This window comes from Actinomadura alba, assembly GCF_014323705.1.
GTDB classification, from domain to species: Bacteria; Actinomycetota; Actinomycetes; order Streptosporangiales; family Streptosporangiaceae; genus Actinomadura_C; species Actinomadura_C alba.
Window position 1 is genome coordinate 110,225 of record NZ_JABVEC010000006.1, and the last position, 25,373, is coordinate 135,597.

General features: G+C 70.4%; 28 protein-coding genes and 1 pseudogene. 15 read left to right on the top strand and 14 right to left on the bottom strand.

All coding sequences use genetic code 11. The annotated features are described in order from the left end of the window. Positions 1–9: 9 nt before the first annotated feature. From icmA to HKK74_RS10520, 3 genes are all read left to right on the top strand, one after another. A complete protein-coding gene (gene icmA, locus HKK74_RS10510; RefSeq protein WP_187242946.1) occupies positions 10–1,677 on the top strand; it encodes a coenzyme B12-dependent isobutyryl-CoA mutase large subunit in 1,668 nt (555 codons plus the stop codon). 111 nt (positions 1,678–1,788) lie between these two features. Next, a complete protein-coding gene (locus tag HKK74_RS10515; protein ID WP_187242947.1) occupies positions 1,789–2,727 on the top strand; it encodes a tetratricopeptide repeat protein in 939 nt (312 codons plus the stop codon). A 210-nt stretch (positions 2,728–2,937) separates the two neighbouring features. Further along, positions 2,938–4,341, top strand: a complete 1,404-nt coding sequence (locus tag HKK74_RS10520; RefSeq protein ID WP_187242948.1) for an NAD-dependent malic enzyme — start codon at positions 2,938–2,940, stop codon at positions 4,339–4,341. A gap of 85 nt (positions 4,342–4,426) precedes the next feature. Here HKK74_RS10520 and HKK74_RS10525 read toward each other — a convergent pair whose 3' ends face one another. Next, the gene (locus HKK74_RS10525) at positions 4,427–4,792 is read right to left on the bottom strand and encodes a hypothetical protein (RefSeq protein ID WP_187242949.1); all 366 of its coding nucleotides are present in this window, start codon (positions 4,790–4,792) and stop codon (positions 4,427–4,429) included. 1 nt (position 4,793) lies between these two features. Between HKK74_RS10525 and HKK74_RS10530 the strand changes: the two genes are divergently transcribed. The 4 genes from HKK74_RS10530 (at position 4,794) to HKK74_RS10545 (ending at position 8,218) form a co-directional block, all read left to right on the top strand. Further along, positions 4,794–5,414 carry a hypothetical protein gene (locus HKK74_RS10530; protein ID WP_187242950.1) on the top strand — a complete coding sequence of 207 codons (621 nt, stop codon included), beginning with the start codon at positions 4,794–4,796 and terminating at the stop codon, positions 5,412–5,414. Between the two features lie 57 nt (positions 5,415–5,471). Next, positions 5,472–6,047, top strand: coding sequence for a YqgE/AlgH family protein (locus HKK74_RS10535; RefSeq protein ID WP_187242951.1), 576 nt, complete (start codon positions 5,472–5,474; stop codon positions 6,045–6,047). 33 nt (positions 6,048–6,080) lie between these two features. Beyond that, positions 6,081–6,332 carry a DUF3039 domain-containing protein gene (locus HKK74_RS10540; RefSeq protein ID WP_187242952.1) on the top strand — a complete coding sequence of 84 codons (252 nt, stop codon included), beginning with the start codon at positions 6,081–6,083 and terminating at the stop codon, positions 6,330–6,332. 134 nt (positions 6,333–6,466) lie between these two features. Continuing rightward, positions 6,467–8,218: a DEAD/DEAH box helicase gene (locus tag HKK74_RS10545; RefSeq protein ID WP_187243092.1), complete on the top strand. Its 1,752-nt coding sequence runs from the start codon at positions 6,467–6,469 to the stop codon at positions 8,216–8,218. Positions 8,219–8,236: 18 nt separating this feature from the next. Here the strand turns inward: HKK74_RS10545 and HKK74_RS10550 are convergent, their stop codons facing one another. From HKK74_RS10550 to HKK74_RS10560, 3 genes are all read right to left on the bottom strand, one after another. After that, a complete protein-coding gene (locus tag HKK74_RS10550; protein ID WP_187242953.1) occupies positions 8,237–8,758 on the bottom strand; it encodes a gluconokinase in 522 nt (173 codons plus the stop codon). 63 nt (positions 8,759–8,821) lie between these two features. Then, the gene (locus tag HKK74_RS10555) at positions 8,822–9,400 is read right to left on the bottom strand and encodes an isochorismatase family protein (protein WP_187242954.1); all 579 of its coding nucleotides are present in this window, start codon (positions 9,398–9,400) and stop codon (positions 8,822–8,824) included. Positions 9,401–9,492: 92 nt separating this feature from the next. Further along, entirely contained in the window at positions 9,493–10,299 is an 807-nt protein-coding gene (locus HKK74_RS10560; protein ID WP_187242955.1) for a thioesterase family protein, read from the bottom strand. A gap of 170 nt (positions 10,300–10,469) precedes the next feature. On the opposite strand from HKK74_RS10560, the gene HKK74_RS10565 reads away from it, so the two are divergent. After that, positions 10,470–11,540 carry a DUF3825 domain-containing protein gene (locus HKK74_RS10565; RefSeq protein ID WP_187242956.1) on the top strand — a complete coding sequence of 357 codons (1,071 nt, stop codon included), beginning with the start codon at positions 10,470–10,472 and terminating at the stop codon, positions 11,538–11,540. Positions 11,541–11,651: 111 nt separating this feature from the next. On the opposite strand, the gene HKK74_RS10570 is transcribed toward HKK74_RS10565, so the two are convergent. Both HKK74_RS10570 and HKK74_RS10575 read right to left on the bottom strand, forming a co-directional pair. Further along, positions 11,652–12,857 (bottom strand): CU044_5270 family protein, encoded by a 1,206-nt coding sequence (locus HKK74_RS10570; RefSeq protein ID WP_187242957.1) that lies wholly within the window; start codon positions 12,855–12,857, stop codon positions 11,652–11,654. Next, positions 12,850–13,425: an RNA polymerase sigma factor gene (locus HKK74_RS10575; protein WP_187242958.1), complete on the bottom strand. Its 576-nt coding sequence runs from the start codon at positions 13,423–13,425 to the stop codon at positions 12,850–12,852. The genes HKK74_RS10570 and HKK74_RS10575 overlap by 8 nt, the downstream gene beginning before the upstream one ends. A gap of 162 nt (positions 13,426–13,587) precedes the next feature. Here HKK74_RS10575 and HKK74_RS10580 point away from each other — a divergent pair, with 162 nt between their 5' ends. Continuing rightward, complete coding sequence (locus tag HKK74_RS10580; protein WP_187242959.1) at positions 13,588–14,145, top strand: hypothetical protein; 558 nt, start codon at positions 13,588–13,590, stop codon at positions 14,143–14,145. 43 nt (positions 14,146–14,188) lie between these two features. Here HKK74_RS10580 and HKK74_RS10585 read toward each other — a convergent pair whose 3' ends face one another. The 6 genes from HKK74_RS10585 to clpS all read right to left on the bottom strand — a co-directional run bounded on the left by HKK74_RS10585 (position 14,189) and on the right by clpS (position 17,826). Then, a complete protein-coding gene (locus HKK74_RS10585) occupies positions 14,189–14,908 on the bottom strand; it encodes a nucleotidyl transferase AbiEii/AbiGii toxin family protein (RefSeq protein WP_187242960.1) in 720 nt (239 codons plus the stop codon). A gap of 40 nt (positions 14,909–14,948) precedes the next feature. Beyond that, positions 14,949–15,896: a PLP-dependent cysteine synthase family protein gene (locus HKK74_RS10590; RefSeq protein ID WP_187242961.1), complete on the bottom strand. Its 948-nt coding sequence runs from the start codon at positions 15,894–15,896 to the stop codon at positions 14,949–14,951. A 1-nt stretch (position 15,897) separates the two neighbouring features. Further along, on the bottom strand, positions 15,898–16,188 hold the full coding sequence (locus HKK74_RS10595; protein ID WP_187243093.1) for a MoaD/ThiS family protein: 291 nt from the start codon (positions 16,186–16,188) through the stop codon (positions 15,898–15,900). A 260-nt stretch (positions 16,189–16,448) separates the two neighbouring features. After that, positions 16,449–16,865 (bottom strand): M67 family metallopeptidase, encoded by a 417-nt coding sequence (locus HKK74_RS10600; RefSeq protein WP_187242962.1) that lies wholly within the window; start codon positions 16,863–16,865, stop codon positions 16,449–16,451. A 97-nt stretch (positions 16,866–16,962) separates the two neighbouring features. After that, positions 16,963–17,487 (bottom strand): DUF2017 domain-containing protein, encoded by a 525-nt coding sequence (locus tag HKK74_RS10605; RefSeq protein WP_187242963.1) that lies wholly within the window; start codon positions 17,485–17,487, stop codon positions 16,963–16,965. 48 nt (positions 17,488–17,535) lie between these two features. After that, the gene (gene clpS / locus HKK74_RS10610) at positions 17,536–17,826 is read right to left on the bottom strand and encodes an ATP-dependent Clp protease adapter ClpS (protein WP_187242964.1); all 291 of its coding nucleotides are present in this window, start codon (positions 17,824–17,826) and stop codon (positions 17,536–17,538) included. 151 nt (positions 17,827–17,977) lie between these two features. On the opposite strand from clpS, the pseudogene HKK74_RS10615 reads away from it, so the two are divergent. The 6 genes and pseudogenes from HKK74_RS10615 to HKK74_RS10640 all read left to right on the top strand — a co-directional run. Then, a pseudogene (locus tag HKK74_RS10615) lies at positions 17,978–19,291 on the top strand (nicotinate phosphoribosyltransferase); the annotation flags it as partial. A gap of 81 nt (positions 19,292–19,372) precedes the next feature. After that, on the top strand, positions 19,373–20,206 hold the full coding sequence (gene murI, locus HKK74_RS10620; RefSeq protein WP_187242966.1) for a glutamate racemase: 834 nt from the start codon (positions 19,373–19,375) through the stop codon (positions 20,204–20,206). A gap of 26 nt (positions 20,207–20,232) precedes the next feature. After that, on the top strand, positions 20,233–20,985 hold the full coding sequence (locus HKK74_RS10625; protein WP_187242967.1) for an MBL fold metallo-hydrolase: 753 nt from the start codon (positions 20,233–20,235) through the stop codon (positions 20,983–20,985). Positions 20,986–21,115: 130 nt separating this feature from the next. Then, the gene (rph, locus tag HKK74_RS10630) at positions 21,116–21,838 is read left to right on the top strand and encodes a ribonuclease PH (protein WP_187242968.1); all 723 of its coding nucleotides are present in this window, start codon (positions 21,116–21,118) and stop codon (positions 21,836–21,838) included. Continuing rightward, positions 21,835–22,488 (top strand): RdgB/HAM1 family non-canonical purine NTP pyrophosphatase, encoded by a 654-nt coding sequence (gene rdgB, locus HKK74_RS10635; RefSeq protein ID WP_187242969.1) that lies wholly within the window; start codon positions 21,835–21,837, stop codon positions 22,486–22,488. The genes rph and rdgB overlap by 4 nt, the downstream gene beginning before the upstream one ends. A gap of 246 nt (positions 22,489–22,734) precedes the next feature. Further along, positions 22,735–23,361: a ribosomal protein L7/L12 gene (locus tag HKK74_RS10640; RefSeq protein WP_187242970.1), complete on the top strand. Its 627-nt coding sequence runs from the start codon at positions 22,735–22,737 to the stop codon at positions 23,359–23,361. Positions 23,362–23,395: 34 nt separating this feature from the next. Here HKK74_RS10640 and HKK74_RS10645 read toward each other — a convergent pair whose 3' ends face one another. Together HKK74_RS10645 and HKK74_RS10650 are read right to left on the bottom strand one after the other, a co-directional pair. Then, positions 23,396–24,319: an anti-sigma factor RsbA family regulatory protein gene (locus tag HKK74_RS10645; protein WP_187242971.1), complete on the bottom strand. Its 924-nt coding sequence runs from the start codon at positions 24,317–24,319 to the stop codon at positions 23,396–23,398. Beyond that, a complete protein-coding gene (locus tag HKK74_RS10650) occupies positions 24,316–25,218 on the bottom strand; it encodes an MEDS and STAS domain-containing protein (protein WP_246491418.1) in 903 nt (300 codons plus the stop codon). The genes HKK74_RS10645 and HKK74_RS10650 overlap by 4 nt, the downstream gene beginning before the upstream one ends. Between the last annotated feature and the right edge of the window lie 155 nt (positions 25,219–25,373).

Genomic DNA, 25,373 nt, shown 5'->3' on the forward strand with positions numbered 1-25,373 from the left:
GGTGCCACCGTGGACCCGCAGGAGATCGAGGCAGGCAGACGGCGCTGGCAGGAGCGCCACGACGCGGCGCGCAAGCGGGACGCCGACTTCACGACGCTTTCGGGTCTGCAGGTGGACCCCGTCTACGGGCCCGAAGGGGCCGACCCGCGGATGGAGCGGATCGGCTGGCCCGGGGAGTTCCCGTACACCCGTGGGCTCTACGCCACCGGGTTCCGCGGCCGGGCATGGACGATCCGGCAGTTCTCGGGCTTCGGCAACGCGCGGCAGACCAACGAGCGCTACAAGATGCTGCTCGGCGCCGGCGGCGGGGGGCTCTCGGTCGCTTTCGACATGCCGACCCTCATGGGCCGCGACTCCGACGACCCGCGCTCGCTCGGCGAGGTCGGGCACTGCGGCGTCGCGATCGACTCCGCGGCCGACATGGAGGTGCTCTTCGACGGCATCCCGCTCGGCGACATCACCACCTCGATGACGATCTCAGGCCCCGCGGTGCCGGTCTTCTGCATGTACCTCGTGGCGGCCGAGCGGCAGGGTGTGGCGCCGCGCGGCCTCGACGGCACGCTGCAGACCGACATCTTCAAGGAGTACATCGCGCAGAAGGAGTGGCTCTTCCCGCCCGAGCCGCACCTGCGCCTCATCGGCGACCTCATGGAGTACTGCGCGGCCGAGATCCCGGCGTACAAGCCGCTGTCGGTGTCGGGCTACCACATCCGCGAGGCCGGCTCCACGGCCGCCCAGGAGCTCGCCTTCACCCTCGCCGACGGGTTCGGATACGCGGAGCTCGGCCTGTCGCGCGGGCTGGACATCAACACCTTCGCGCCGGGGCTGTCGTTCTTCTTCGACGCGCACATCGACTTCTTCGAGGAGATCGCCAAGTTCCGCGCGGCGCGCCGGATCTGGGCACGCTGGATGCGGGACGTCTACGGCGCCACGTCGGAGAAGGCGCTGTGGCTGAAGTTCCACACCCAGACCGCCGGGGTCTCCCTCACCGCCCAGCAGCCGGACAACAACGTGGTGCGGACCGCGATCGAGGCGCTCGCCGCCGTCCTCGGCGGCACGAACTCGCTGCACACCAACGCGCTCGACGAGGTCCTCGCGCTGCCGAGCGAGAAGGCCGCCGAGATCGCGGTGCGCACCCAGCAGGTGATCATGGAGGAGACCGGGGTGGTCAACGTCGTCGACCCGCTCGGTGGCTCGTGGTACATCGAGGCGCTCACCGACCGGCTCGAGACCGAGGCCGAGAAGATCTTCGCCCAGATCAAGGACATGAGCCCCGACGGCACCATGACCGGCGGCATCCTGCGCGGAATCGAGGACGGTTGGTTCATGGCCGAGATCGCCGAGGCCGCCTTCACCTACCAGCGTCAGCTGGAGAAGGGCGAGAAGAAGATCGTCGGCGTCAACTGCCACACCGGCACCATCGAGGAGCCCCTCGAGATCCTGCGGGTCAGCCACGAGGTGGAGCGGGAGCAGAACAAGGTGCTGGCCGGCCGCCGGACCGACCGTGACCAGGCCGCCGTCGCCGCGGCGCTCACGCGGATGACCGAGGTGGCGCGCGGCGACGGCAACATGATCCCGGTGATGCTCGACGCGGTGCGGGCCGAGGCCACCCTCGGCGAGATCTGCGGGGCCCTGAAGGACGAGTGGGGCGACTACTCCGAACCCGCGCGGTTCTGATGGTGGCCGCGCCTCCGGCGCGGCCACCATCAGGCGCGATCTTGTTCGCGGCAGGGCGCTTCGAGGCGGGTGTCGGTACGGGATCGGGCGCGCATGGGGCAGGATGGACACATGCCTTCATCGGACTTCTCGTTGCACGGTGCCATCGATCTCGGTGCCCGTCAGGCGGCCGCCAAGAAGAAGCAGGAACGCCAGACGGGCGGTGGCAGCGCCTACGTCGTCGACGTCACCGACGACACCTTCAACACCGAGGTCGTGGAGCGTTCACGTACCGTCCCGGTGCTCGTGGACTTCTGGGCGGAGTGGTGCGCTCCGTGCAAGCAGCTCGGCCCGATCCTGGAGAAGCTCGCGACCGAGGCCGCCGGCCGCTGGGTCCTGGCCAAGGTCGACATCGACGCCAACCCGCAGCTCGGCGCCTACCTCCAGCAGATGGGCATCCGCGGCATCCCGTTCGTGGCCGTCGTGGTGGCCGGGCAGCTGATGCCGTTCCTGAACGGTGCCGCCCCCGAGGCGCAGGTACGCCAGGCCATCGACCAGCTCTTCGCCGCGCTGAAGCAGGAGGGCATCCTGCCCGAAGCGCCCGAGGGGCAGGAGGCCGCGCCCGAGAGCGAGGCCGGCGGGGCCGCCGAGTCCGAGGCCGATTCGCAGTACGCCAACGCCGAGGCCGCGCTGGAGCGCGGCGACCTCGACGCCGCCGGCACGGCGTTCCAGCAGATCCTGGACGCCTCACCGCAGGACGCCCACGCCAAGCAGGGGCTCGCGCTGGTGGACCTGAGCAGGCGCGTCGAGGCCCTCGACGTCGACAAGGCGCTCAGCGACGCCGCCGAACAGCCGGGTGACGCCGAGGCGCAGACCAGGGCCGCCGATATCGAGATGGTCTCCGGGCGCATCGACGAGGCCCTCGAGCGGCTGGTCTCCACCGTGCGCAGGACCGCCGGCGACGACCGCGACAAGGCCCGCGTGCACCTGCTCAAGCTCTTCGAGGTGCTGCTGCCCGAGGATCCCAGGACCATCAAGGCGCGCAAGGCGCTGCAGTCGGCACTGTTCTGAGGCCGTGCTCTCTGGCCGTGTCCTGAGGCCGTCCGTCCGGGTTGCCGCGGGATCCGACACCGGTCCGGGGGAGCGGCCAGGACCGGGCCCCTCGACCACGTATGCTCGGCGACGATGACCGTACGCCCGGCCGACGTGCGGCAGTCGTCTCCGGAAATGGGACGATGATCCGGGTCCGACGAGGTACCCGTGTACAAGGGAGCAGACGACGTGGCCAGTGTGCCCAGCGTGTCGTATTCGATAACCGTCCGGCTTGAGGTTCCGGCCGGCGGCAGGGCGGTAAGCCAGATCACTCATGTCGTCGAGCATTCGGGCGGCATCGTCTCCGCCCTCGACGTCACCACCGCGGGCCACGAGAAGCTGCGCATCGACGTCACCATCGCCACCCGTGACACCGAGCACGCCGAGGCGATCGTGCAGGCCGTCGAGGCGGTCGAGGACGTCAAGATCCACAAGGTCAGCGACCGGACCTTCCTCATGCACCTCGGCGGCAAGATCGAGATGCGCTCCAAGGTGCCGCTGCGCACCCGTGACGAGCTCTCGATGGCCTACACGCCGGGCGTTGCGCGGGTCTCGCTGGCGATCGCGCGCAACCCCGACGACGTACGGCGGCTGACCATCAAGCGCAACAGCGTCGCAGTGGTGACCGACGGCTCGGCCGTGCTCGGGCTCGGCAACATCGGCCCCGAGGCGGCGCTGCCCGTCATGGAGGGCAAGGCGGCGCTGTTCAAGCGGTTCGCCGAGATCGACGCCTGGCCGATCTGCCTCGACACGCAGGACACCGACGAGATCGTGCGCACCGTCCAGATCATCGCTCCCGCCTTCGGGGGGATCAATCTGGAGGACATCTCGGCGCCGCGCTGCTTCGAGGTCGAGGCGCGGCTGCGCGAGCTGCTGGACATCCCGGTGTTCCACGACGACCAGCACGGCACCGCGATCTGCGTGGTGGCCGCGCTCACGAACGCGCTGCGCGTCGTCGGCAAGGACATCGGCTCGGTGCGGGTCGCGATGGCCGGCGCCGGCGCGGCGGGCACCGCGATCCTGAAGCTGCTGCTGCACGCCGGGGTCAGGGACGTGACCGTGTGCGACTTCCGCGGCGCGGTGCACCGCGGCCGCGACGACCTCGACGAGTCGCTGCGCTGGATCGCCGAGAACACCAACGCCGACAACTATGCGGGCGACCTGCGCGGCGCGGTCAAGGACGCCGACGTCTTCATCGGGGTCTCGGCGCCGGGCATCCTCAGCGGCGACGACATCGCGACGATGAGCTCCGACGCGATCGTGTTCGCGCTGGCCAATCCCGAGCCGGAGGTCTCGCCCGACGACGCCCGCGAGCACGCGGCCGTCGTCGCGACCGGGCGCAGCGACTACCCGAACCAGATCAATAACGTGCTGGCCTTCCCTGGCGTGTTCCGCGGCCTGCTCGACGCGCAGAGCCGCACGGTCAACAGTGCCATGCTGCTCGCCGCGGCCAAGGCGCTGGCGGCCGTCGTGACCGACGAGGAGCTCGGCCCGAACTACATCGTGCCGAGCGTCTTCCACGCCGACGTGACGCAGGCCGTGGCGGCGGCCGTCCGCGAGGCCGCCGGAGGGCGCAGCCGCACCGAGGTCTGACCCACGGGCGGCGCGCCGGCGTGAGCGCGCGGGATCCGGCCGCCGTGGCGGCGGGATCTCGCACGGCCGACGGCCGACGGCGCGGTCAGCCGGTGTCCTTCTTCTCGAACATCGGGTCGCGGCGGCGCGGCCAGATGCCGCCGTACCAGAAGATGATCAGACCGGTGATCATGGCGGCAACGCCCGTCGCGATCCTGGCGTACATCGTCGCGTCCTCGGGACCGGTGCGCGGCAGGTTCTCGGGCGCGTCACTCGGCTTGGCGCAGTTCGCCGTGCGCTTGGCCGACTTCACCGGCTCGTTCCGCCACGTCACCGCGACCGTCGTCGTCCGGTCCTCCCTCAGGTTGATCTTGGTGGCCCGGGTGGCGCCCGGCCCGATCCGGTCGGCGACCGTGGCCGAGCCGTCCTCCTCGATCGCGTAGTCCTCGATCCGGCCGCCCACGTTGGTCACCGTGACCTCGACCGACCTGGCCGGGCAGCGCACACCGCCGATGGTGACGTTCAGGGGCTGCGCGGGGGCCCGGACCGTCCGGGTGGGCGTCGGAGTCGGCGTCGGGGTCGCCGTGCGCGTGACCGGCGGCGGGACGACCGGCGCCCGGGTCGGTGTGGGCGTGCGCGTCGGTGTGGGCGTGGCCGTGCGGGTCGGCGTGCGGGTCGGCGTGCGGGTCGGCGTCGGCGTGCGGGTCGGGCGGGTGGCCGTGACCGTGGGGGTGGGAGTCGGCGTCCGCGCCGCTCTGGGCGTGAGGGTGGTCGTCGGGGACGTGCTGATGGTGGCCGTCGCGGTGGCCGCCGCCGCCGGCGGCGGCGTGTCCGAGTCGCCCGACGACGACACGGTACGTGCGATCGCGGGGATCGCGACGAGGGCCCCGATGAGGAAGAGGACCGCTGCGATGACGACCCTGGGCAACTGCATCGCGTCCTCCCACCTGCTTCCGTGTCCGGGGGACGCGGAAGGGCCTGCCTCACCTGTGGACGGGGTCGTCCGCACTCGTTCGGCGCGTGGCTCGGGCTTCCTAGATCATTCTTTACTTGGCTCGTATTCTGCCGATTACCCCGTGAACGCGAGCGCCTAACGGCTCAACTCGGCTCGCGAGGTGCCGTCCGTGCCCTCTCACCCGCATGATGGACACATGGACGACGGCATCGTGGTGGGCAGCCTGCTGGTGGCCACACCGCTCCTCGACGACCCGAACTTCCGGCGCAGCGTCGTTCTCGTTGTCGAGCACGACCACGAGGACGGGACGCTCGGCGTCGTGCTCAACCGGCCGACCGAGGTCCCGGTCGACCGCGTGCTGCCGCCGTGGGGCGAGCTCGTGACCGGGCCTTCCGTCGTGTTCCAGGGCGGACCGGTGGCGCTCGACAGCGCGCTGGCGCTGGCGTCGGTGCCCGGAGAGGACGAACCGCTCGGCTGGCGCGCCCTCGACGGCGGGTCCGATGTCTCCAGGGTCGGCCTGGTCGACCTGGACGCCCCACCCGCGCTGATCGCCCCGGAGGTCGCCCAGCTGCGGGTGTTCGCCGGGTACGCCGGATGGAGCGCTGGCCAGCTCCGGACAGAGATCGAGGAGGGTGCGTGGTACGTCCTGCCGGGCGAGCCGCGCGACGTCTTCATGGACGATCCTGAGCGCCTCTGGCAGGCGGTGCTGCGGCGGCAGGGCGGCGATCTCGCCTTCGTGGCGACCTTTCCCGATGATCCGAGCCTGAACTGACTCGCGCCTCACGGCACCTCGTAGACTGCAGCTGTGAGCGATACCAAGATCCTTCCAGAGAGTGATATCCGGCCAGATCTTTCGCACGGTGACGGCGATCACGAGCGGTTCGCCCACTATGTGAAGAAGGCGAAAATCACCGAGAGCGCCGTGACGGGCACCCCGGTCATCGCCCTGTGCGGCAAGGTGTGGGTGCCGAACCGGGACCCGAAGAAGTACCCGGTGTGCCCGGAGTGCAAAGAGATCTATGAGTCGATGTCCCCCGGCAAGGACGGCGGCGAATAAGGCCGGCGTGCCCACCGCCCCCGGCCGGCTCCTGTGACGGAGTCGCCGATCGGGGATCGCCGGGCGGGTCGGCACATGTTGTCGGCGGCTCTCGGTAGCCTTTGACAACCGTGAGCACTTTCGCCGCATCCAGCATGCCCCCGGCGTTCCCCGAACGGGCCGCCTGGGGGACCGCCTCCTCCCTGCGCGCCTGGCAACAGCAGGCTCTGGAGCTGTACTTCCGCCCCGACACCGAGTCCGGTCCCCGCGACTTCCTCGCGGTGGCGACCCCCGGAGCAGGAAAGACCACGTTCGCCCTCCGCCTCGCGCGGGAGCTGCTGCACCGCCGGGTGGTCACCGCACTCACCGTGATCTGCCCCACAGAGCACCTCAAGCGGCAGTGGGCCGAGTCGGCCGAGCGGGTCGGCATCAAGCTCGATCCCGAGTTCAAGAACGCGCAGGGCCGCACCGCCAAGGACTTCGACGGCGTCGCGGTGACCTATGCCACCGTCGCCGCGCACCCGGCACTGCACCGCGGCCGCACCGAGAACCGCAAGACGCTGGTCATCTTCGACGAGGTGCACCACGCCGGCGATGGGCTGTCCTGGGGCGACGCGGTGCGCGAGGCGTTCGAACCCGCCGCGCGCCGGCTCGCGCTGAGCGGCACGCCCTTTCGCACCGACATCAACCCCATCCCGTTCGTGATGTACGAGGAGGGTCCCGACGGCATCCGGCGCAGCCGTGCCGACTACACCTACGGCTACGGGCCCGCGCTCGCCGACGGAGTCGTACGACCGGTGATCTTCCTGGCCTACGCGGGGGAGATGCGGTGGCGCACCCGCGCCGGCGACGAGATCACCGCGACGCTGGGCGAACCGCTCACCCAGGACCAGACCGCCCAGGCGTGGCGGGCCGCCCTCGACCCGAAGGGCGACTGGATCCGGCAGGTCATCACGGCCGCCGACCGGCGGCTGACCGAGGTGCGCCGCGGCATGCCCGACGCGGGCGGCCTCGTGATCGCCACCGACCACGACACCGCGCGCGCCTACGCCAAGATGATCCGCAGCGTGACCGGCCAGGGTGCCACCGTCGTCCTCTCCGACGATCCGTCGGCGAGCCGGAAGATCAAGCACTTCACCGGCTCCGAGGACCGGTGGATGGTCGCGGTCCGCATGGTCTCTGAGGGCGTCGACATCCCCCGGCTCGCGGTGGGCGTCTACGCGACCTCCACCTCGACCCCGCTGTTCTTCGCGCAGGCGATCGGGCGCTTCGTGCGTGCGCGGCGGCGCGGCGAGACCGCGTCGGTCTTCCTGCCCTCGGTGCCGACCCTCATGGGCCATGCCGCCGAGATGGAGACCGAGCGCGACCACGTGCTCGACCGGTCGGTGCGAGAGGACGGGCTCGACGACGACCTGCTCGCCGAGGCCAACCGCGAGCGTGACACCAAGGACGTGATCGGAGAGGAACTGCCGTTCGAGACGGTCGAGGCGTCCGCGCAGTTCGACCGGGTGCTCTACGACGGCGGCGAGTTCGGCATGCAGGTCGCGCCCGGCTCCGACGAGGAGGAGGACTTCCTCGGCATCCCCGGTCTGCTCGAGCCCGAACAAGTGACCCAGCTGCTGCGCCAGCGGCAGGCCGAGCAATTTGCCGCCCAGCGCAAGCGCACCGCGTCCGAGCCGGACGACCCCTCCGCCGGCCGCACCGCCGCCGAGGACATCCACGCCCTCCGCAAGGAGCTGAACGGCCTTGTCGGGGCGTGGCACCACCGCACCGGCCAGCCGCACGGCGTCATCCACAACGAGCTGCGCAGGACCTGTGGAGGGCCGCCGGCCGCCCAGGCCTCGGGCGAGGATCTGCGCAAGCGCATCGCCAAGATCCGGGACTGGGCGACCAGGCGAGGCGCCTGACCCGGGCCGAGCCGCGCGTCAGCCGCCCGATCCGGTGACGTTCAGTTCTTCGACGATCTGCCGCACCGCCTTGTCGGGGGTGTCGTTGACCGACACCTCCACGGCGTTCTCGTCGGGCTCGGGCGGCTCGAGTTCACGGAACTGCGTCTCCAGCAGTTCGGCCGGGAAGAAATGCCCCTTGCGGGCGGTGATGCGCTGCTTGATGAGCTCACGGTCGCCGGTGAGGAACACCGACCGTACCCCCGGGCGGCGCAGGATGTCCCGGTAGCGCCGCTTCAGTGCCGAGGTGCTCACGACGGCGGGCTCGCCTCTCGCCAGACGTTCGTCGATCCAGCGCGCGATGGCGCGCAGCCACGGCATCCGGTCGTCATCGGTGAGCGGGACGCCGGCCCGCATCTTCTCGATGTTGGCCTCGGGATGGAAGTCGTCGGCCTCCGCGTAGTCCCAGCCGAGACGCTCGGCCAGTGCCCTGCCGACCGTGGTCTTGCCGCTTCCCGAGACCCCGGTGACCAGGATGACGGATGTCGGGGGGGCGTCCATGCGACCTCCCATCGTGGGCGATGTCGACGCACGCCGTGCGGGCCGGTTCGGCGGCCGGGTGGCTCAGCTCCGTACGACGGGCTCGCCGACCAGCGTGATGTCCGCGGCCCGCAGCTGAGACAGCGCCCGGTCCGTGGTCTCTTTGGCGACGCCCGCGGTCATGTCCAGCAGGACCTTCGTGCGGAACCCGGCGCGGGCCGCGTCGAGCGCGGTGGCGCGGACGCAGTGGTCGGTGGCGATGCCGACGATGTCGACCTCGTCGACGTCACGTTCGCGCAGCCAGTCGCCCAGCACGGTGCCGTCGTCGGCCGAGCCCTCGAAACCGCTGTAGGCCGCGGCGTGATGTCCCTTGCTGAACACCGCCTCGATCGGGGCGAGCAGCAGGTTCTGGTGGAAGTCGACGCCCGGCGTGCCCACGACGCAGTGCGGTGGCCAGGTGTCGGTGTAATCCGGGTCGGCGGCGAAGTGCGCGCCCGGATCGATGTGGAAGTCCCGGGTGGCCACGATGTGCGCGTAATCGTCGCGGCGCTTGGCGACGTGCCCCGAGATGGCCGTGGCGACCTCTCCGCCGCCCCCGACGGGCATTGACCCGCCCTCGCAGAAGTCGTTCTGCACATCCACGATGATCAAGGCTCTGCTCATGCCCGCCTCCCGTGTCATCCCGCCAGGACTGGACGCTACCCCCGGGGAGATCGTCTCATGTCCCGGCCGGCCGGGCGGAGTCGCCGTGCTGGTCAGTCGCGAGGCGCCTTGCGGTCGCCACGCCCCGTTCGCGCGAGCTGCCGGCTCTGGGCGACCAGTCGCCCGGCCGAGTCCCACACCTCGACCTCCTCGTCGAACCAGCCGTCGTTGACCAGCCGGCCACTGCCGTACAGGGTCAGCCAGCCGGGCGCGGGCACGGCGCGCATCTGCCAGGTGAGCTCCACCGTCGGTGCCCACCCGGACGAGCCCGTGTTGAGCACGACGGGCGGCAGGGCGTCGACCGCGAGCGCGAGCGCGAAGGCGTCCGGCTCGTGGTCCTCCCGCAACCGGAAGTAGGCGCGTGACTCGGGCCGTCCGGTCGGTCGCCCGTCCAGCCATCCCATGGTGGCCGGATCGAAGCGGGTGTCGACCCGGTCGGCGAATCCGCGGTCCCGCTCACCGGCGTCGAAGGCGACGCACGCGTCGATGGGCGGCATGGGCGGACGCTCGCCCGACCAGGCCGGGGTCGCGTCGGGATCCAGCGTGCCGGTGGTCACGGTCGCGTCGACCACCGGCCGGTCGTCCTGGGCGAGGGTCACGCGGAAGACGGCGGCGGTGCGCCCGGTCTTCCGTGATTCCACCCACACTTCGGCGGGTCCCGGCCGGGCGACGCGCAGGAAGTTCGCGCTGGTCGCCACGGGGTGCGCGTGCGAAGAGACGTCGACGGCGGCGCGCAGGAGCGGGGCCATCAGGTAGCCGCCGTTGAGCGCCTCATCGAAGCCGAAGCCTCCGTCGAGTTCAGCCTGGTAGCGGCCCTCTTCGAGGCGTCGTACCGCCGTGGCCCGACCGAACCTGCTCATGCACACTCCACCGCGGCTCTAGAATCACGTTCGAGTTGCACTGTACCTCTCGCGATGCGGACGTCGGCGGGCGTACCCGAGCGGCACTTGTTGCGTTCATGACAGGTGGGGTGAACGGGGTCGATGTGGGAGCAACTACTCTGGTGTATTCCCTGACTCGGAGAGACGCAGTGACGCTGCACGAATCGAAGCATGCCGGCTACACCGATCGCGGCCGGCTGCACCAGCACTTCGCCGCAGACCCCTCGGCACCGGCGGCGCAGCCCGCGACCGAGCCCGCCACCCCGCAGCCCGCCACCCCGCTGCCGCCGATCCCCGGTGGCCAGCCGCCGGCGGGTCAGGCGCCGCTCCCGGGCGGGTCGTCGGCCCGCCCGGTGGGCCGATCGCCCATTCCGAGCGCGCCGTCGCCGCTTCCGGGTGCTTCGGCGATGCCCGGAGCCGTACCTGCGGGGCAGCGTCGGCCGCAGCGCGCGCTCTACGGACACGCGGATCTCGGCGCCGGCACCGGCGAGGACGACGGCTTCGTCCGGCTCGCCCGGCTGGCCGAGCCGGAGCGATGGGCCGGGCCCGCCGCCACCCGGCACGACGAGACCTGGGTTCTGCGGGAGTACGTCGAGTGGACCTTCGAGCGTCTCCAGCAGCAGCGCCTCGTGGTGACCTCGCCCGACGGCGGCCACAGCGTCTTCAACACCGGTCTGGCGACCACGCAGCAGGAGGTCATCTACGGTCTCTTCACGCCCAACGCCGACCCCGACGGCCCGCCCTGGCAACTGGGCGGCTGGCTGCCGGAGGGCGACCGGACGCTGCTCGACCACTTTCCGGAACTCCCGGGCCTCGCGACCTACACCGACGAGCCGGGTGATTTCGTGTACGACTGGCGGCGCGAGCTGACGGTCGTGCCGAAACAGCTCCTCGAGTCCAAGGACAGCCTGGCGGTGCTGCCGGGGCCGCTGCGCAGCAACCCCTACCAGGCGAGTCTCGTCCTCGAGGGAGCCGTCCGGCGAGCGGAGTCCCGCGTACGTCGCAGTCACCGGGTCGCCGTGCCGTGCTGGGACCCGGCGTACGAGCGCGTGCAGTTGCTGCTGCCGCTGGCGTTGACCACGCCCGAGAGCGTCGACGTGGCGCTGGTCGTGTCAGGCGAAGGTGAGGGGTACCGGGGGCACATGGTGCTGGGTCTCGACGTGGCCTACGCGCGGGCCCGTCTGATCGCCCGCCCGGAGGAGTGGCTCACCGGCGAGTGACGGTATGCACAACCCTCGGGTTCCTTCGCTCGCCTAGCGTGGCCTGCGGTTCCGATGCGGTTGGGGGAACGCGCGTCTCGCCCCGGCCGGCGGCCGGGGCGAGACAGGGTGTCAGCGCGGCGGCTCCGCGTTGGTCCATTCGGTGACCTCGAACACCTGGTACGCGGCCACCTCGCCGGGGCGGTGGAACCTGTCGGGCATGTTCTCGGCCGTCAGACTGCGAGGCTTGCCGTCGTCCCCCGTGGGGAGTTTCCGGCTGCCCCGCGGCGGCGTCGCCACCAGGTCCCGGATGGCCAGCAGCTTGCCGGTGACGGGGTTGATGATCCACTGGCGCCGGTAGGTGCCGAGTTGTTTGGGGGCGGTGAACAGGCCCAGGGGCATGGTGGTCTCCAGCGGCAGGGAGATCACCGTTCCGATGCGGCCCGCCGGATCGGTCGCCTCGCCCTCGGCCTTGACGCCGGGCAGGGCCGCGAGCATCCGGAACGCCGCCGCTCGCACCTTGGGCGGAGCGGGTGCCGTGGACAGCAGGGTCCCGGCCACATCGCTCAGCGCGCGGACGCGCTCCTGGCCTCGCAGGGCCCGGATCGGTTCCGTCTCGGTCTTCGTGGTGTACGCGTGCCAGTTGCCCTCGAGGCTCAGCAGGGCCTTCTCCAGCGCCTTCGGCTGGGTGGGCAGCTCGGCGATCTGTTCGGTGGTCAGACCGAAGAATCGGTCATTGGCCGGCATCCGAAATGGCGCCTGCCTCCCGGCCGGCGGGTTCATTTGCAACGCCACCGTCCGCCCCGCCCCCTCCGCGTCCGGTATCCGGACCCAATTGGGCGATCCCGCCGCCTCCCACTTCTGCTTGTCCTGGGCGGTGAGCGGAACGTCGGGCAGGTCGAGGTGGCCCTGGCGCCCCTTGCCGCTCCGGTCGGTCCAGACCTCGGACCCCTGCCTCGAATCGACCTTGTAGTGGTTCGCCGCGCTCTTGCCGACCGCGTGAATCTCGCCGCTGATGGTCCTGGTGTGCCAGTACTTGCCGATCGGGGCCTTCTCCGCGTTGGTGGCGGCCACCAGCAGAACGTTGCCCTTCTGAGGAACGGCCCCGTTCTTGCCAGGGCCGGGAGCCGAACTCTCGCTTGGTGCCAGGGAGACGGCGACCACGGCCCCTGCGGCCACGGCGGCCGTCGCCGCCAGGCTCACCAGCGGAATCCTGAAACTGCGCCGAGGGCGTTGCTTGACATCGGCCCGCCAGCTGGTGCGCAGGGCGATCCGGTCCGGGTGCTCCTGCTCGGCCAGTGCCGTCCGCATCTGCCGCAATGCGTCGAGTTCATCCATCGATCTTCTCCTCGGGGAGGGTCTTGCGGAGCTTGATCCGGGCCCGGTGGATCTTGGTCTTGACGGTGCCGAGGGGCAGATCGAGCGTCGCCGCGATTTCCGCGTACGACATCTCCCCCCAGGCCAGCAGCAGGACGGCACTGCGCTCCTGCGCGCTCAGCGAGGCCAGGGCCTTCGCCAGCCGGGGGCCGAGCGCCGCGGCCGACGCGCGGTCGCTGGCCAGGTCGGCGACACCGTCCTCGGCGGGGTCCACACCGGTCCGGGCGAACGCCCGGTACATGCGGGTCTCCTGCCGATGGTGCTTGGCGATCAGGTTGCTGGCGATGCCCCACAACCACGCGCTGAACTCCGCGCGCCCATCGAACCTCGCCCGCTGCCGGAACGCGGTCGTGAACGTCTCCGAGACCAGGTCGTCGGCGAGGACGAGGCCGAGGCGCCGCTTGATGTACGCGTGGAGCCGCGGCGAGTGGCGGCGGAACAATTCACCGAACGCTTCAGGGTCTTCCAGAGAGGCGGCGACGATCCTCGAATCGTCCAGCTCATCTCTGGCATGACTCACCATGCCCATAGGCGTCTCTTCATGGGATGCGTCCTCCGTGATCAGGGGGTGCTGACACCCTCCTCTATCCCGAAGCCCGCTCCCGGGTTCCACCCAGGTCGTTGGGGCATCGGGGTGCACGCCGTCCGAATTCGGTGGCCGGCGCCCGCGGGGGCGATTTACGTTCGGTCGGTGACGGCCGCGGACATCGACCAGCAGATCACGCCGATCGCCGACTCATTGAGAGCCACGGCGCACGCCGTAGGGCATCCCGACCTCGCCGAACGCCTGGTGTCGACACTGCGCGCCGCCATGGCGGCACTGGACGCGCTGCCGCGCACGGACGACTTCTGGGCGGGATGGGCCAACGACCGGCCCACGATCACCAAGCTCTCCGAATACGCGGGGGCCCGTCTCGACCGCGATCCCGATGATTTCCTCGCCGGCCGGACGCTCGTCGCGCTCGCGTTGTCGTACGGCGCCAACGACGGGGGACTGCCGTACCTCACCGCCGAACTCGCCGCGGACGCCGCCGCCGTGGGCGACGCGGTGATCGCGGCGCAGTGGATCTGGTCCGAGATCGGCCTGGACACCACGTACGAACTGCGTCGGACGCTCTCCGCCGCCGACCGGACCGTGGTGGAACGCCTGACACGGGACGGTCAGGGCTGGACCGCGGTGGCCGCCCGGATCGCCCTGGACGTCCTGGACGGCGCCGGCCTCGATGAGGCGTACACCCGGCACCGCTGAGGAACACCGACCCGGATCGGAAGGGCCGGGGGTCGTCCGGCGGTCATGGGTCGTCGGGGTCGTCTTCGTACGGCGTCTCTTCGAGGAGGCGCAGGTTGATGTCCTGGGCCCACTCCGCGGCGAACCGCTTCACCCGCAGCACCTCCTCATGATCCAGCCCGTACTCTGCGAACTCGGCGTCATCGCGGAGTTCGGCGCTCTCCAGCCGGGCGGCGAGCCGCTCGAGCGAGAAATCGGGCTCATGTGAGCGGCCCAGCCACTCCAGCCGCTCGAAGCCGTAGATGTCGGCGAGGGAGGCGGCGTCGATGAGGTCGCGCGCGACGCCTCTTCCGTGGACCTCCCGCATCCTCAGCCCTATCGCGTCGTCAAAGCCGACCACGGGGAAGCCGACCACGGGGAAGCCGACCACGGGGCAGGAGCCGAGCACGGTCGGTGTCACGCTCAGCGAGGCGGCCATGATGTCGATCTCGCAGGACTCGGCCGAGGCCGGGTCGGTGACGACGAGCCGGGCGGAGCCCTCGTCGCCGGTGGCCGTCTCGACCTCGAGCCCCCGCGCCCGGTAGTCCTCCGCGATCTGGGCCGCCACCCGGCCGGCCGGCAGCGGACCGGTGGTCACGAGATCGAGCCCCCGGCTCGGCCGGTCGACCAGCCCGTGGGCCTTCATGGCGTAGGCCCCGGCCAGGAACAATCCGTACTCCTCGCACCGGCCGAGCACGGATTCGATCAGCCGCCGGTGGAACGGCGGCAGCACGGGCGGCGTCATGTCCCGAGTATCGGTGAGACCCGGGCCGGTCGCCCGCCGATCAGGCCCAGAGCTGGCCTTCGAGGCGGGCTTCGGCCTCCTCGAGGGTGCCGCCGTAGGCGCCGGTGGAGAGGTACTTCCAGCCGCCGTCGGCCACGACGAACGCGATGTCGGCCCGCTCACCGGCCTTGACGGCCTTGGCCGCCATCCCGAGCGCCGCGTGCAGGGCGCCGCCGGTGGAGATCCCCGCGAAGATCCCCTCCTGTTCGAGGAGCTCACGGGTGCGGCGCAACGCGTCCTTCGCGGCCACCGAGAACCGGGTGGTCAGCACCGAGGCGTCGTAGAGCTCGGGCACGAAGCCCTCGTCGATGTTGCGCAGGCCGTACACCAGCTCGCCGTAGCGCGGCTCGGCCGCGACGATCTTGACGTCCGGGACCTGCTCGCGCAGATAGCGGCCCACGCCCATGAGCGTGCCGGTGGTGCCGAGGCCCGCGACGAAATGCGTGATCGTCGGCAGGTCCTCGAGCAGCTCGGGACCGGTCGTCTCGTAGTGCGCCAGCGCGTTGGCCTCGTTGCCGTACTGGTAGAGCATCACCCAGTCGGGGTGCTCTTCGGCCAGCCCCTTGGCCACCCGTACGGCCTCGTTGGAGCCGCCGGCCGCCGGCGAGGAGATGATCTCGGCCCCCCACATCTCCAGCAGCTGGCGCCGCTCGGCGGAGGTGTTCTCGGGCATCACACAGATCAGCCGGTAGCCCTTGAGCTTGGCCACCATGGCCAGCGCTATGCCGGTGTTGCCGGAGGTGGGCTCGAGGATCGTGCGGCCCGGCGCGAGCAGGCCGTCCTTCTCCGCCTGCTCGATCATCCACATCGCCGGCCGGTCCTTCACCGAGCCGGTCGGGTTGCGGTCTTCGAGCTTGGCCCACAGCCGCACGCCGGGCGAGGGCGAGAGGCGGGGCAGGCCCACCAGCGGCGTGCGCCCGAGCGAGTCCAGCAGTGAGTCGAATCGCATCTCAGCGCAGGCCGTGGGCGGCGCCGCCCGCGACGGCCGGGAGGATGGTCACGTTGTCGCCGTCGGACACCTCGGTGTCGAGGCCGCCGAGGAAGCGGACGTCCTCGTCGTTGAGGTAGACGTTGACGAACTTCCGCAGGCCCTTGTCGTCGACCAGCCGGTCGCGCAGGCCGGGGTGACGGGCGTCGAGGTCGGCGATGAGCTCCTCGAGCGTGCCGCCCTTGCCCTCGACCGCCTTGGCTCCATCGGTCAGGTTGCGCAGAATGGTGGGAATCCGGACCTCGATCGCCATCGCGATGGTCTCCTTCAGCGTTCGTACGGGCTTGTGGTCGGGGCCATGGCCCCACCAGGAGGTTGGAACGGGCACGGCCGGCCCATCGCTTGACGACTCGGCGGGGGCACTCGGCGAATTCCGGGCCGGCGGAACGCCTCAGGAACAGTCGTAGACGACTTCGGCGCGGCAGTGCCCGAACAGGCAGTTCTGCACGGGCGACAGACGGGAGAAGCCGCGTGGCCTCCGCTCGATCGTCTGCATGTGGTCAGTTTACCGAGTCAGCCGCCGGCCTCGACGATGCGGACCTCTTCCTCGGTGACCCGGCCGTCGACGATCCGGTACGAGCGGAACTCGATCTTCTCGGGATCGCGGGTCGAGACCAGGGCATAGTGGGCGTTCGGCTCGGATGCGTACGAGATGTCGGTGCGCGACGGGTAGGCCTCGGTGGCGGTGTGCGAGTGATAGATCACCACCGGCTCCTCGTCCGCGTCGTCCATCGCCCGCCACACCCGCAACTGCTCCATCGAGTCGAAGCGGTAGAACGTCGGAGAGCGCTCGGCGTTCACCATCGCGATGAACCGGCTGGGGGTGTCCGAACCGATGGAGCCGGCCACGACGCCGCACGCCTCGTCGGGGTGGTCGGCGCGCGCGTGCGCAACGATCTTGTCGACGAGGGCACGTTCGATCGTCAGCATGCTGGAAGGGTATCCAGGCCGTCCGCCGCGCAGGCAGCCGCCTCAGCGGGTCGGATCGCGGTCACGGAGATCTCCGGGGCTAAGCGCCTTCCCGCGATCACCAGAGCGCGCGGACGAGGCTCTCCTGCAGGACGGTGAGCCAGTCGTAGACGGCGAACGTCGGGTAGCGGGGATCGCTGATGTCGAGCCGGTCGAGCCGGTCGTAGAACTCCTCGGTGATGTCGAGCCGGGTGCCGAGCGCCAGCCGCACGTCGTTGAGCACCCGCAGCCAGGCATGCGCCTGATCATCATCCAGTGTGATCTCGCCGGGGCGCAGGCCGTCCAGCACGACGCCCGCGTCGAGTCGCTTGCGGTCGCGCAGACCCGCCTCGGTGTAGCGGCGGAACTCCTTCGCGGCGTCGGCGTCCTCGCGGTAGGCGTCGGGGAACAGCCTGGCGAGGACGGGGTCGTCCGGCTTCTCTGCGTCCTCGGCGATGCCGAAACCGGCCAGCTCACCCTCACCGGCCGGTCGCTCGTCCACCAGCGCCACCAGCTGCTCCACGAGCGTGCGGACGATGGCGACCTCCTCGGCCTCCAGCCTGAGCCGCACGCCCTTGCCGGCGCGTTCGAACCCGGTGCTCATCGGCGGCCCGTCCCCCCGCGGCGGTTCGAACGATCACTCACCGGTCGCTCAGACGTCCTGCTTGACCGTCGCCCACAGCCCGTAGGAGTGGAGGATCTCGACATCTCGTTCCATCTCCTCTCTCGTGCCGTTGGCCACGACGGCGCGGCCCTTGTGGTGGACGTCGAGCATGAGCTTCTCGGCCTTCTTCCGCGGGTAGCCGAACACCGACTGGAACACGTACGTGACATAGGACATCAGGTTGATCGGATCATTCCAGACGATCGCGATCCATGGCCGGTCCTGCCGCACGTCCTCGTCGGACCGCGGCCGTTCGAGCTCAACCGGCGCGGTGCTCATCGGTTCGCATGCTCCCTTCGCTCATGGCCCTGCCCATCTATGGTGCACACACGGGGCCTTAGTGTTTCAACCTGTGGACCATGTGCCGTCACCTTCAGCCCGGGAAGAGCCGGCGAGCCTCGCTCCACGGCCTCGCACGGGCGACCGGAGAGAGCCTATGAGCACAGCGCTGCTGACGGATCAATATGAACTGACCATGCTCCGGGCCGCCCTGGAGAACGGCACGGCCGACCGCAGGTCGGTCTTCGAGGTCTTCGCCCGGCAACTGCCGCCGGGCCGCCGGTACGGGGTGGTCGCCGGGATCGGCCGGCTGCTCGACTCGCTGGAGTCGTTCGTGTTCGACGACGAGACGCTGGCGTTCCTGACCTCCCGCGGTGTCGTCGACGCCCCGACCGCCGAATGGCTGTCGAAGTACCGCTTCGGTGGTGACATCTGGGGATACGCGGAGGGGGACTGCTACTTCCCCGGCTCCCCGGTCCTGGTGGTGGAGGGGACGTTCGCCGAGGCCGTCGTGCTCGAGACGCTGCTGCTCTCGGTGCTCAATCACGACTCGGCGATCGCGTCCGCGGCCGCGCGGATGGTGCGCGCGGCCGGGTCCCGGCCGCTCATCGAGATGGGCTCGCGGCGCACGCACGAACTGGCCGCCGTGGCCGCCGCCCGCGCCGCCTACATCGCGGGATTCAGCACCACGTCGAACCTCGAGGCGGGGCGGCTGTACGGGGTGCCGACCGCGGGCACCGCCGCACACTCGTTCATCCTGCTGCACGACAACGAGCGGCACGCGTTCCAGTCCCAGCTGGCGACCCTGGGCGCCGACACGACGCTGCTGGTCGACACCTACGACACCGAGCGGGCCGTGCGCAGGGCGGTGGAGCTCGCCGGGCCCTCGCTCGGCGCCGTACGGATCGACAGCGGCGATCTGACGGTCGTGGCCGCACAGGTCCGCGAGCTCCTCGACTCGCTGGGCGCCGAGCAGACCCGCATCGTCGTCACCGGCGACCTGGACGAGTACTCCATCGCCGCGCTGGCCGCCGCGCCCGTGGACGCGTACGGCGTCGGCACGTCAGTGGTGACCGGCTCGGGCGCGCCGACCGCCGGGCTGGTCTACAAGCTGGTGGCGCGCGGTGACTCCGCCGACCCGGACGCGCCGATGCGGTCGGTCGCCAAGCGTTCGGCCGAGAAACAGGGCCGGGGCGGGCACAAGTCGGTGGTCCGGCACATCGACGGGAGCGGCGTGGCCCAGGCCGAGATCGTCACCACCGGCGAGTCCGTTCCCGGGCCGCACGACCGCACGCCGCTGGTGCCTCTCGTACGGGAGGGCGGCGTCGTCGGCCGCGAGCCGCTCGCTGTCGCCCGCGCCCGGCACGAGCGGGCACTCGGCGAGCTTCCGCCGACCGCCCTCCAGCTGTCGCGCGGCGACCCGGCGATTCCGACGGAGTTCGTGGACACACATGTGTGTCCCTGATGGTATTTCGCGAGTGTGACGGTGTGATGTAGCGCGCAATGTCCCACTGACGCGGCGACTTGTCACTTAGCCTGGTGCACCATGTCTGACGCGCCGATCGGGATCTTCGACAGCGGGTTCGGCGGCCTGACCGTCGCACGCGCGATCCTCGATCAACTCCCCGGTGAGCCGATCCTCTATCTGGGCGACTCCGCTCGCCAGCCCTACGGTCCCCGGCCGATCGCCCAGGTGCGCTCCTACGCCCTCGAGATGCTCGACGAGCTCGTCGAAGAGGGCGTGAAGATGCTGGTCATCGCCTGCAACAGCGCCAGTGCCGCGGTCTTGCGGGACGCCCGTGAGCGCTACGACGTCCCGGTCGTCGAAGTGATCCTGCCCGCTGCCCGCCGCGCCGTGCGCGCCACCCGGCACGGCAGGGTGGGGCTCATCGCCACCCGCGCGACCGTCACCAGCCGTTCCTACGACGACGCCTTCGCCGCCGCCCCGCACATCGCGCTCACCAGCGTCGCCTGCCCCCGGTTCGTCGAGTTCGTGGAGAGCGGGGTGACCGCGGGCGACGAGTTGCTCGAGATCGCCACCGCCTACCTCCAGCCGATCATCGACGCCGGCTGCGACACGCTGATCCTCGGATGCACTCACTACCCATTGCTCACCGCGGTGATCTCGTACGTTGTCGGTGACGGGGTCACACTGGTCTCGAGTGCCGACGAGACCGCGAAGGACGTCTACCGAGTGCTGCACGACCAGGGGCTGGTGCGCGCGGATACGACTCCCGCGCCCGGGCACCGGTTCCGCGCGACCGGTGATCCCGCGATCTTCGCTGCGCTCGGCCGCCGGTTCCTCGGGCCAGAGATCAACCTGGTCGAGACCGCCACGCCGGGCGGCCGGGTCGTGAGCACCTGGTCCACCGCCACCTGACCCGTGTTTCGGAGGAGGAGATACGTGTGAGGCTCACCATCATCGGATGCTCCGGCAGCCTGCCGGGGCCGCAGAGCCCGGCGTCGTGCTACCTGGTCGAGGCCGACGGGTTCACCCTGCTGATCGACCTCGGCAGCGGCGCGCTCGGTCCGTTGCAGCGCTACCACGATCTCTACGACATCGACGCGATCCTGATCTCGCACCTGCACCCCGACCACTGCTTCGACCTGTGCGGGTACTGGATCGTGCGCACCTATTACGCGCGGCCGGGCCAGACCAGGATGCCGGTGTACGGGCCTCGGGGCACGGCGGACAGAATGGCCCAGGCGTACGGACTCGATCCCGATCCGGGGATGCGGGAGACCTTTGATTTTCAGACGTTCCCCCAGGAGCCTTCTGATATCGGTCCGTTCAGGGTCACCACGGCTCGGATGAATCATCCCATCGAGACCTATGGGATGCGGATCGAATACGACGGCCGGGTGCTCGCCTATTCCGGAGACACCGGGGAATGCGATGCTCTCGTGGACCTGGCGCGCGACGCCGACGTGTTCCTGTGCGAGGCCTGCTGGTTCGAGCAGCCCGGCCTGCCGCCCGACATGCATCTGACGGGGCGTACGGCGGGCGAACACGCGGCGCGGGCCCACGCGAAGAAGCTCGTCCTCACCCATCTGCTGCCATGGAATGACACCGACCGCACATTGTCGGAGGCGAAGGCGAGCGGGTTCCGCGGAGATATCGAGATCGCTCAGCAGGGTGCGCGCTACGACCTGGGCTGACCGTTCCCGGTTCGCCGAACAAGCGGCCGTTCGGCGTCGTGGACATGCCGAATTCGCCATTTCCGCGCCGCCTTCGACGTGAGCGGACGCCGGAAATGCGCGGGGAACGGCGGGCGGTAGGGTGAGGAGCATGGCTCGCCCTGACGGTCGTGAGATCGACCAGCTTCGTCCTGTCGGCATCCAGCGCGGCTGGCTCTCCCACGCGGAGGGATCGGTCCTCGTCGAGTTCGGCGGCACCCGCGTGCTCTGTGCCGCGTCGGTGCAGACCAGCGTGCCGAGATGGCGGCGGGACAGCGGGCTCGGCTGGGTCACCGCCGAGTACGCGATGCTGCCGCGGGCCACCAACACCCGCAACGACCGTGAGTCCGTCAAGGGCAAGCTGGGCGGGCGCACGCAGGAGATCTCCCGCCTGATCGGCCGGTCGCTGCGCGCCTGCGTCGACTTCAAGGCACTCGGCGAGAACACCATCATCCTGGACTGCGACGTGCTCGAGGCCGACGGCGGCACGCGCACGGCGGCGATCACCGGTGCCTACGTCGCGCTGGCCGACGCGGTCGGGTGGTTGCGCGAACGCAAGCTGGTCAGGGCCGATCCGCTGATCGCCTCGGTCGCGGCGGTCAGCGTGGGCGTCGTCGAAGGGGAGCCCCGGCTGGACCTCTGCTACGAGGAGGACGTCGCCGCCGGGACCGACATGAACGTGGTGTGCACCGGTGACGGCAAGTTCGTCGAGGTGCAGGGCACCGCCGAGGGCCGGCCGTTCGACCGCGCCGAGCTCGACGCGCTGCTCGACCTCGCCGCGGGCGGCTGCGCCGACCTGACCCGCATCCAGAAGGAAGCGCTCGGCCGGTCATGAAGCTCGTGCTGGCGACCCGCAATCAGGGAAAGGTCGTGGAACTGCGGCGGATCCTCGCGGGAGACGGGGATGCCGGGTCCGCGCACGGGCCGGGCTCCGAGATCTTCGACGTCGCGGGCCTCGAGCAGTTCCCCGGTGCGCCCGAGGTACCCGAGACCGAGCCGACCTTCGCGGGCAACGCGCTGTTGAAGGCGCGCGCGATCGCCGTGTTCACCGGACTGCCCGCCGTGGCCGATGACTCGGGGTTGTGCGTCGACGTGCTCGGTGGGATGCCGGGTGTGATCTCGGCCCGCTGGTCCGGCCGGTTCGGCGACGCCACCGGCGACAAGGACCGCGCCAATCTGGAGCTGTTGCTCGATCAGCTCGCGGATGTTCCGGCCGGGCACCGTACCGCGCATTTCGCCTGCGCGGCCGCGCTCGTGCTGCCGTCGGGCGAGGAGCACGTGGTCGAGGGGCGCATGGACGGGCACATCATCGACGCTCCGCGGGGATCCGGCGGCTTCGGTTATGACCCCGTCTTCGTACCCGACGGCGAGTCGCGGACGACCGCCGAGCTGCCGCCCGGCGAGAAGGACGCGATCAGCCACCGGGGCCGGGCCTTCCGCGCCCTGGCGCCGGTGATCGGTCGGTACCGCGGCGATGCGAGATAACCCGGAGGCGTGACAACCTGGCGTGGCGTCACGGGGGTTCAGAGGGTGTACGGATTCTGAACCCCTGAGGAGTGACATGAGCGGCAGGAGAACACTGGTCGCCGTCGCCGTCGGCGGCGTCGCGGTGGCGGCGGTGACCGGCCTACATCCATTGCCCACCCCCGCCGGGTAGTGCCGCGATGGCGCGGGTGTGACGCCTCGCGCGCCGGGCGAGGGTTCACGCGCCGAGCATCTAGGGTGGGCGACATGAGCGACGTGGTGGGCATATCTGGCTTCTGGGTATTGCTGCTGTTGCCGTTTCTGTTCCTGTGCCTCATCCTGCTCGGCCTGCTCGCGATGGCCGGTCAGTCACGCAGGCGCGACGTCGTCCGAATGCCTCCGCAGGTCGCCCTGCCGTCCGACGTCGAGATGAGCGTGCGAGACCTCATCGCCCGGCGCCGCAAGATCGAAGCGATCAAGCTCGTGCGTGAGAGCACCCGCCTGGGCCTCAAGGACGCCAAGGACCTCGTCGACGCGATGGAGGCCGGTCATCCCGTCGGCGGCCTCACCGGCGGGCCGGTTCCCACGGGCCTGTTCGGTCCGGCCGGGATGGTCCCCGCGCCGACACGGGAACGTGCCGAGGAACTCGTCGCCAAGGGCCGGCTCATCGAGGCGATCAAACTCGTAAGGCAGGAGACCGGGTTCGGTCTCAGAGAGGCGAAGGACTACTGCGAGGCGCTGCGCGACGGCCGTCTGCCCCCGGCGGGCCCGCTGTCGGAGCGGGCGCGGGCGCTCGCCGAGGCCGGGGACCGCGCGGGCGCGGTGGCACTGGTGCGCGGCGAGACCGGCATGGCGGAGCGCGAGGCGGAGAAGTTCCTCGACGCACTCGACTGACCACGTGCCTTGTGCGCCCGTCAGGGGCGGGGTGTCAGAGTGCGGTTCGGAGTCGTACGACCGTGCCGGATCCGCCGGTGCGCACGTGAACGACGTCGACCAGCATGCGGGCCGCCCACAGCCCGAAGCCGCCGGCCGCCGCGGACTGCGGGGGCAGCAGGCCGAGCAGGGCGTCGTGGCCCCAGTGCCCGTGGTCGGTGACCTCGCACACCAGGGCGGCGTCCTCGGTCCACACACTGAGCTCGATCGGCGGGGCACCGTGGCGCAGTGCGTTGGTGGCGACCTCGGTGACGGCGATGAGCAGGTTGCCGAGCGCACCGTCGGCCTGCCCGTGGCGTCGTGCCCGTTCGGTGACGAAGGCCCGCAGATCATGCAGATCGTCGACGGTCGCGATGGGCAGCGACTCGACGGCACCGCGGGGCGGCGGCAGTGGCGGCCGGTCGCACTCGATGTTGAAGACGGTGGGCTCGACGAAGGCGCCGCTGTTTCGCGCGCCGCCCCGGTCGATCACCTCGGGATGGGTCCGCAGGGCGCCGGAGATGACCTCGTCGTCGAGGTGGTGCCTGTCGTAGAGGCAGATGGCCTGTGCCCCGTAATGGGCGAAGGCGATGTTGGCGACCGCCTCGTAACGATGCCACTCAACCGTCTCGACGGGGGAGCGGCCGGTCCAGACGGGCTCGGCCAGCGCACGCACCCGGCGTGGCGCCTTCGAGCGGGCGAAGTCGTCGAAGGCGGCGATCGTCCGGACCGGATGCTCGTACCACTCGGTGGCGTCGGCGAACTGCATCGACGCGGCGTCGGGGCCGAAGACGTCGCGCAGGGCCTCGATGTGGGCCAGGGGCAGGACGGCCAGGATGGCCTCGTCGGTCTCGAGACCGGCCCGCAGGAAGGGCACGGTCACGTGCAGCACGTCGTCCTGCCCGCCGTACATCAGGGCACGGTGCACGAGCCCGGTCATGAGGACGCCCCATTGCCGTTGCGGTGGCCGTGCGAGAGGCCGGGGAAACGGTCCCAGCCCACCATCTCGATGATGTTGGCCACGTCGGGCGGCAGGTTGTCGAGGATGAGGACGCTGCCCGCCGGCATCCGCATCGCATGGCCGGCCAGGAGGTTCAGTGCCCCGAGGTCGATGAAGCGCAGCTTGGTCAGGTCGAGGTGGATCTGGCGGTTGACGGCCGTGACCGACGAGAGCGTCTCGGCGAACACCGCGTGCCGCGCCCCGTCGAGCTCCCCTTCGAGGCGCAGGCCAGGTGGTTCGAACGTGCGCGTGATGCGCAATATCCCATCATCGAATGCCGGGTTCGCTTTCACGAGGACCTCGTGGCTGTTCCGGAGAGCGGTGAGTTGATCGGGTGTGCACCTGTGCGGATCGATCTGGCAGATCGCCATCGCCATCGTGCTGGGCGAGACCGCGGCCTCGAACCACCCCTCGCAACCGAGCAGGAGCTCGGATCCCTTTGGTTCACGCAGTGCCCAGCTCATGTCGGCCGTGATCCGCACGGCGCGGTATCCCTCGTCGAACGCTACGGCGATCTCCTGTTCGAGTGTCCGCAGCATCAGATCAGGGGCGAAGTGTCCGCGTTTGAGGCAGGCCTGTTCGTGCGGGATGAGCCTCAGCTGGCCGGCCTCGGCGAAGGGGGCGGGGTCGATGCGCCGCGTCAGCGTGTCCGGCAGTTCGCCGGGACCCGCGTCGGTGACGTAGACGACCTTCTCGTCGGTCTTGAGCGCGTCGTAGACGAAGGTACCGACCACCTGTTCACGCTCGTCGGCGCTGGCGAACGCCAGCCATGCGTGGTCGCCGGGGCGCATGTCGCCCACCGGGCGTTCAACGAGCCAGGTCACCATGGTCCTGCCCATCGCGGTCTTGCATAGATCCCTCAGGGTACGCCGCGGCAGGAAGGTTTGGTGGCAACCCCGGCGTGAAGTGAATGGAGGGTGACAAACTCGTTTCAGCGGGGAAGTGGCACACATCTTGACTTTTCCTACTTCGACGGTCGATACACTGACGTAGT

Bases quoted from the DNA above. Each gene is read 5' to 3' on its own strand.
- HKK74_RS10595 (WP_187243093.1), bottom strand. From the start codon at position 16,188: ATGGCGATCGAGGTCCGGATTCCCACCATTCTGCGCAACCTGACCGAT.
- HKK74_RS10585 (WP_187242960.1), bottom strand. From the start codon at position 14,908: ATGACGCCGCCCGTGCTGCCGCCGTTCCACCGGCGGCTGATCGAATCC.
- HKK74_RS10555 (WP_187242954.1), bottom strand. From the start codon at position 9,400: ATGAGCAGAGCCTTGATCATCGTGGATGTGCAGAACGACTTCTGCGAG.
- HKK74_RS10645 (WP_187242971.1), bottom strand. From the start codon at position 24,319: ATGACCGGGCTCGTGCACCGTGCCCTGATGTACGGCGGGCAGGACGAC.
- HKK74_RS10575 (WP_187242958.1), bottom strand. From the start codon at position 13,425: ATGGGCATGGTGAGTCATGCCAGAGATGAGCTGGACGATTCGAGGATC.
- HKK74_RS10590 (WP_187242961.1), bottom strand. From the start codon at position 15,896: ATGCGATTCGACTCACTGCTGGACTCGCTCGGGCGCACGCCGCTGGTG.
- rdgB (WP_187242969.1), top strand. From the start codon at position 21,835: ATGAAGCTCGTGCTGGCGACCCGCAATCAGGGAAAGGTCGTGGAACTG.
- HKK74_RS10515 (WP_187242947.1), top strand. From the start codon at position 1,789: ATGCCTTCATCGGACTTCTCGTTGCACGGTGCCATCGATCTCGGTGCC.
- HKK74_RS10570 (WP_187242957.1), bottom strand. From the start codon at position 12,857: ATGGATGAACTCGACGCATTGCGGCAGATGCGGACGGCACTGGCCGAG.
- HKK74_RS10600 (WP_187242962.1), bottom strand. From the start codon at position 16,865: ATGCTGACGATCGAACGTGCCCTCGTCGACAAGATCGTTGCGCACGCG.
- HKK74_RS10545 (WP_187243092.1), top strand. From the start codon at position 6,467: ATGCCCCCGGCGTTCCCCGAACGGGCCGCCTGGGGGACCGCCTCCTCC.
- HKK74_RS10640 (WP_187242970.1), top strand. From the start codon at position 22,735: ATGAGCGACGTGGTGGGCATATCTGGCTTCTGGGTATTGCTGCTGTTG.
- rph (WP_187242968.1), top strand. From the start codon at position 21,116: ATGGCTCGCCCTGACGGTCGTGAGATCGACCAGCTTCGTCCTGTCGGC.
- HKK74_RS10650 (WP_246491418.1), bottom strand. From the start codon at position 25,218: ATGGGCAGGACCATGGTGACCTGGCTCGTTGAACGCCCGGTGGGCGAC.
- HKK74_RS10550 (WP_187242953.1), bottom strand. From the start codon at position 8,758: ATGGACGCCCCCCCGACATCCGTCATCCTGGTCACCGGGGTCTCGGGA.
- clpS (WP_187242964.1), bottom strand. From the start codon at position 17,826: ATGAGCACCGCGCCGGTTGAGCTCGAACGGCCGCGGTCCGACGAGGAC.
- HKK74_RS10605 (WP_187242963.1), bottom strand. From the start codon at position 17,487: ATGAGCACCGGGTTCGAACGCGCCGGCAAGGGCGTGCGGCTCAGGCTG.
- murI (WP_187242966.1), top strand. From the start codon at position 19,373: ATGTCTGACGCGCCGATCGGGATCTTCGACAGCGGGTTCGGCGGCCTG.
- HKK74_RS10560 (WP_187242955.1), bottom strand. From the start codon at position 10,299: ATGAGCAGGTTCGGTCGGGCCACGGCGGTACGACGCCTCGAAGAGGGC.
- HKK74_RS10535 (WP_187242951.1), top strand. From the start codon at position 5,472: ATGGACGACGGCATCGTGGTGGGCAGCCTGCTGGTGGCCACACCGCTC.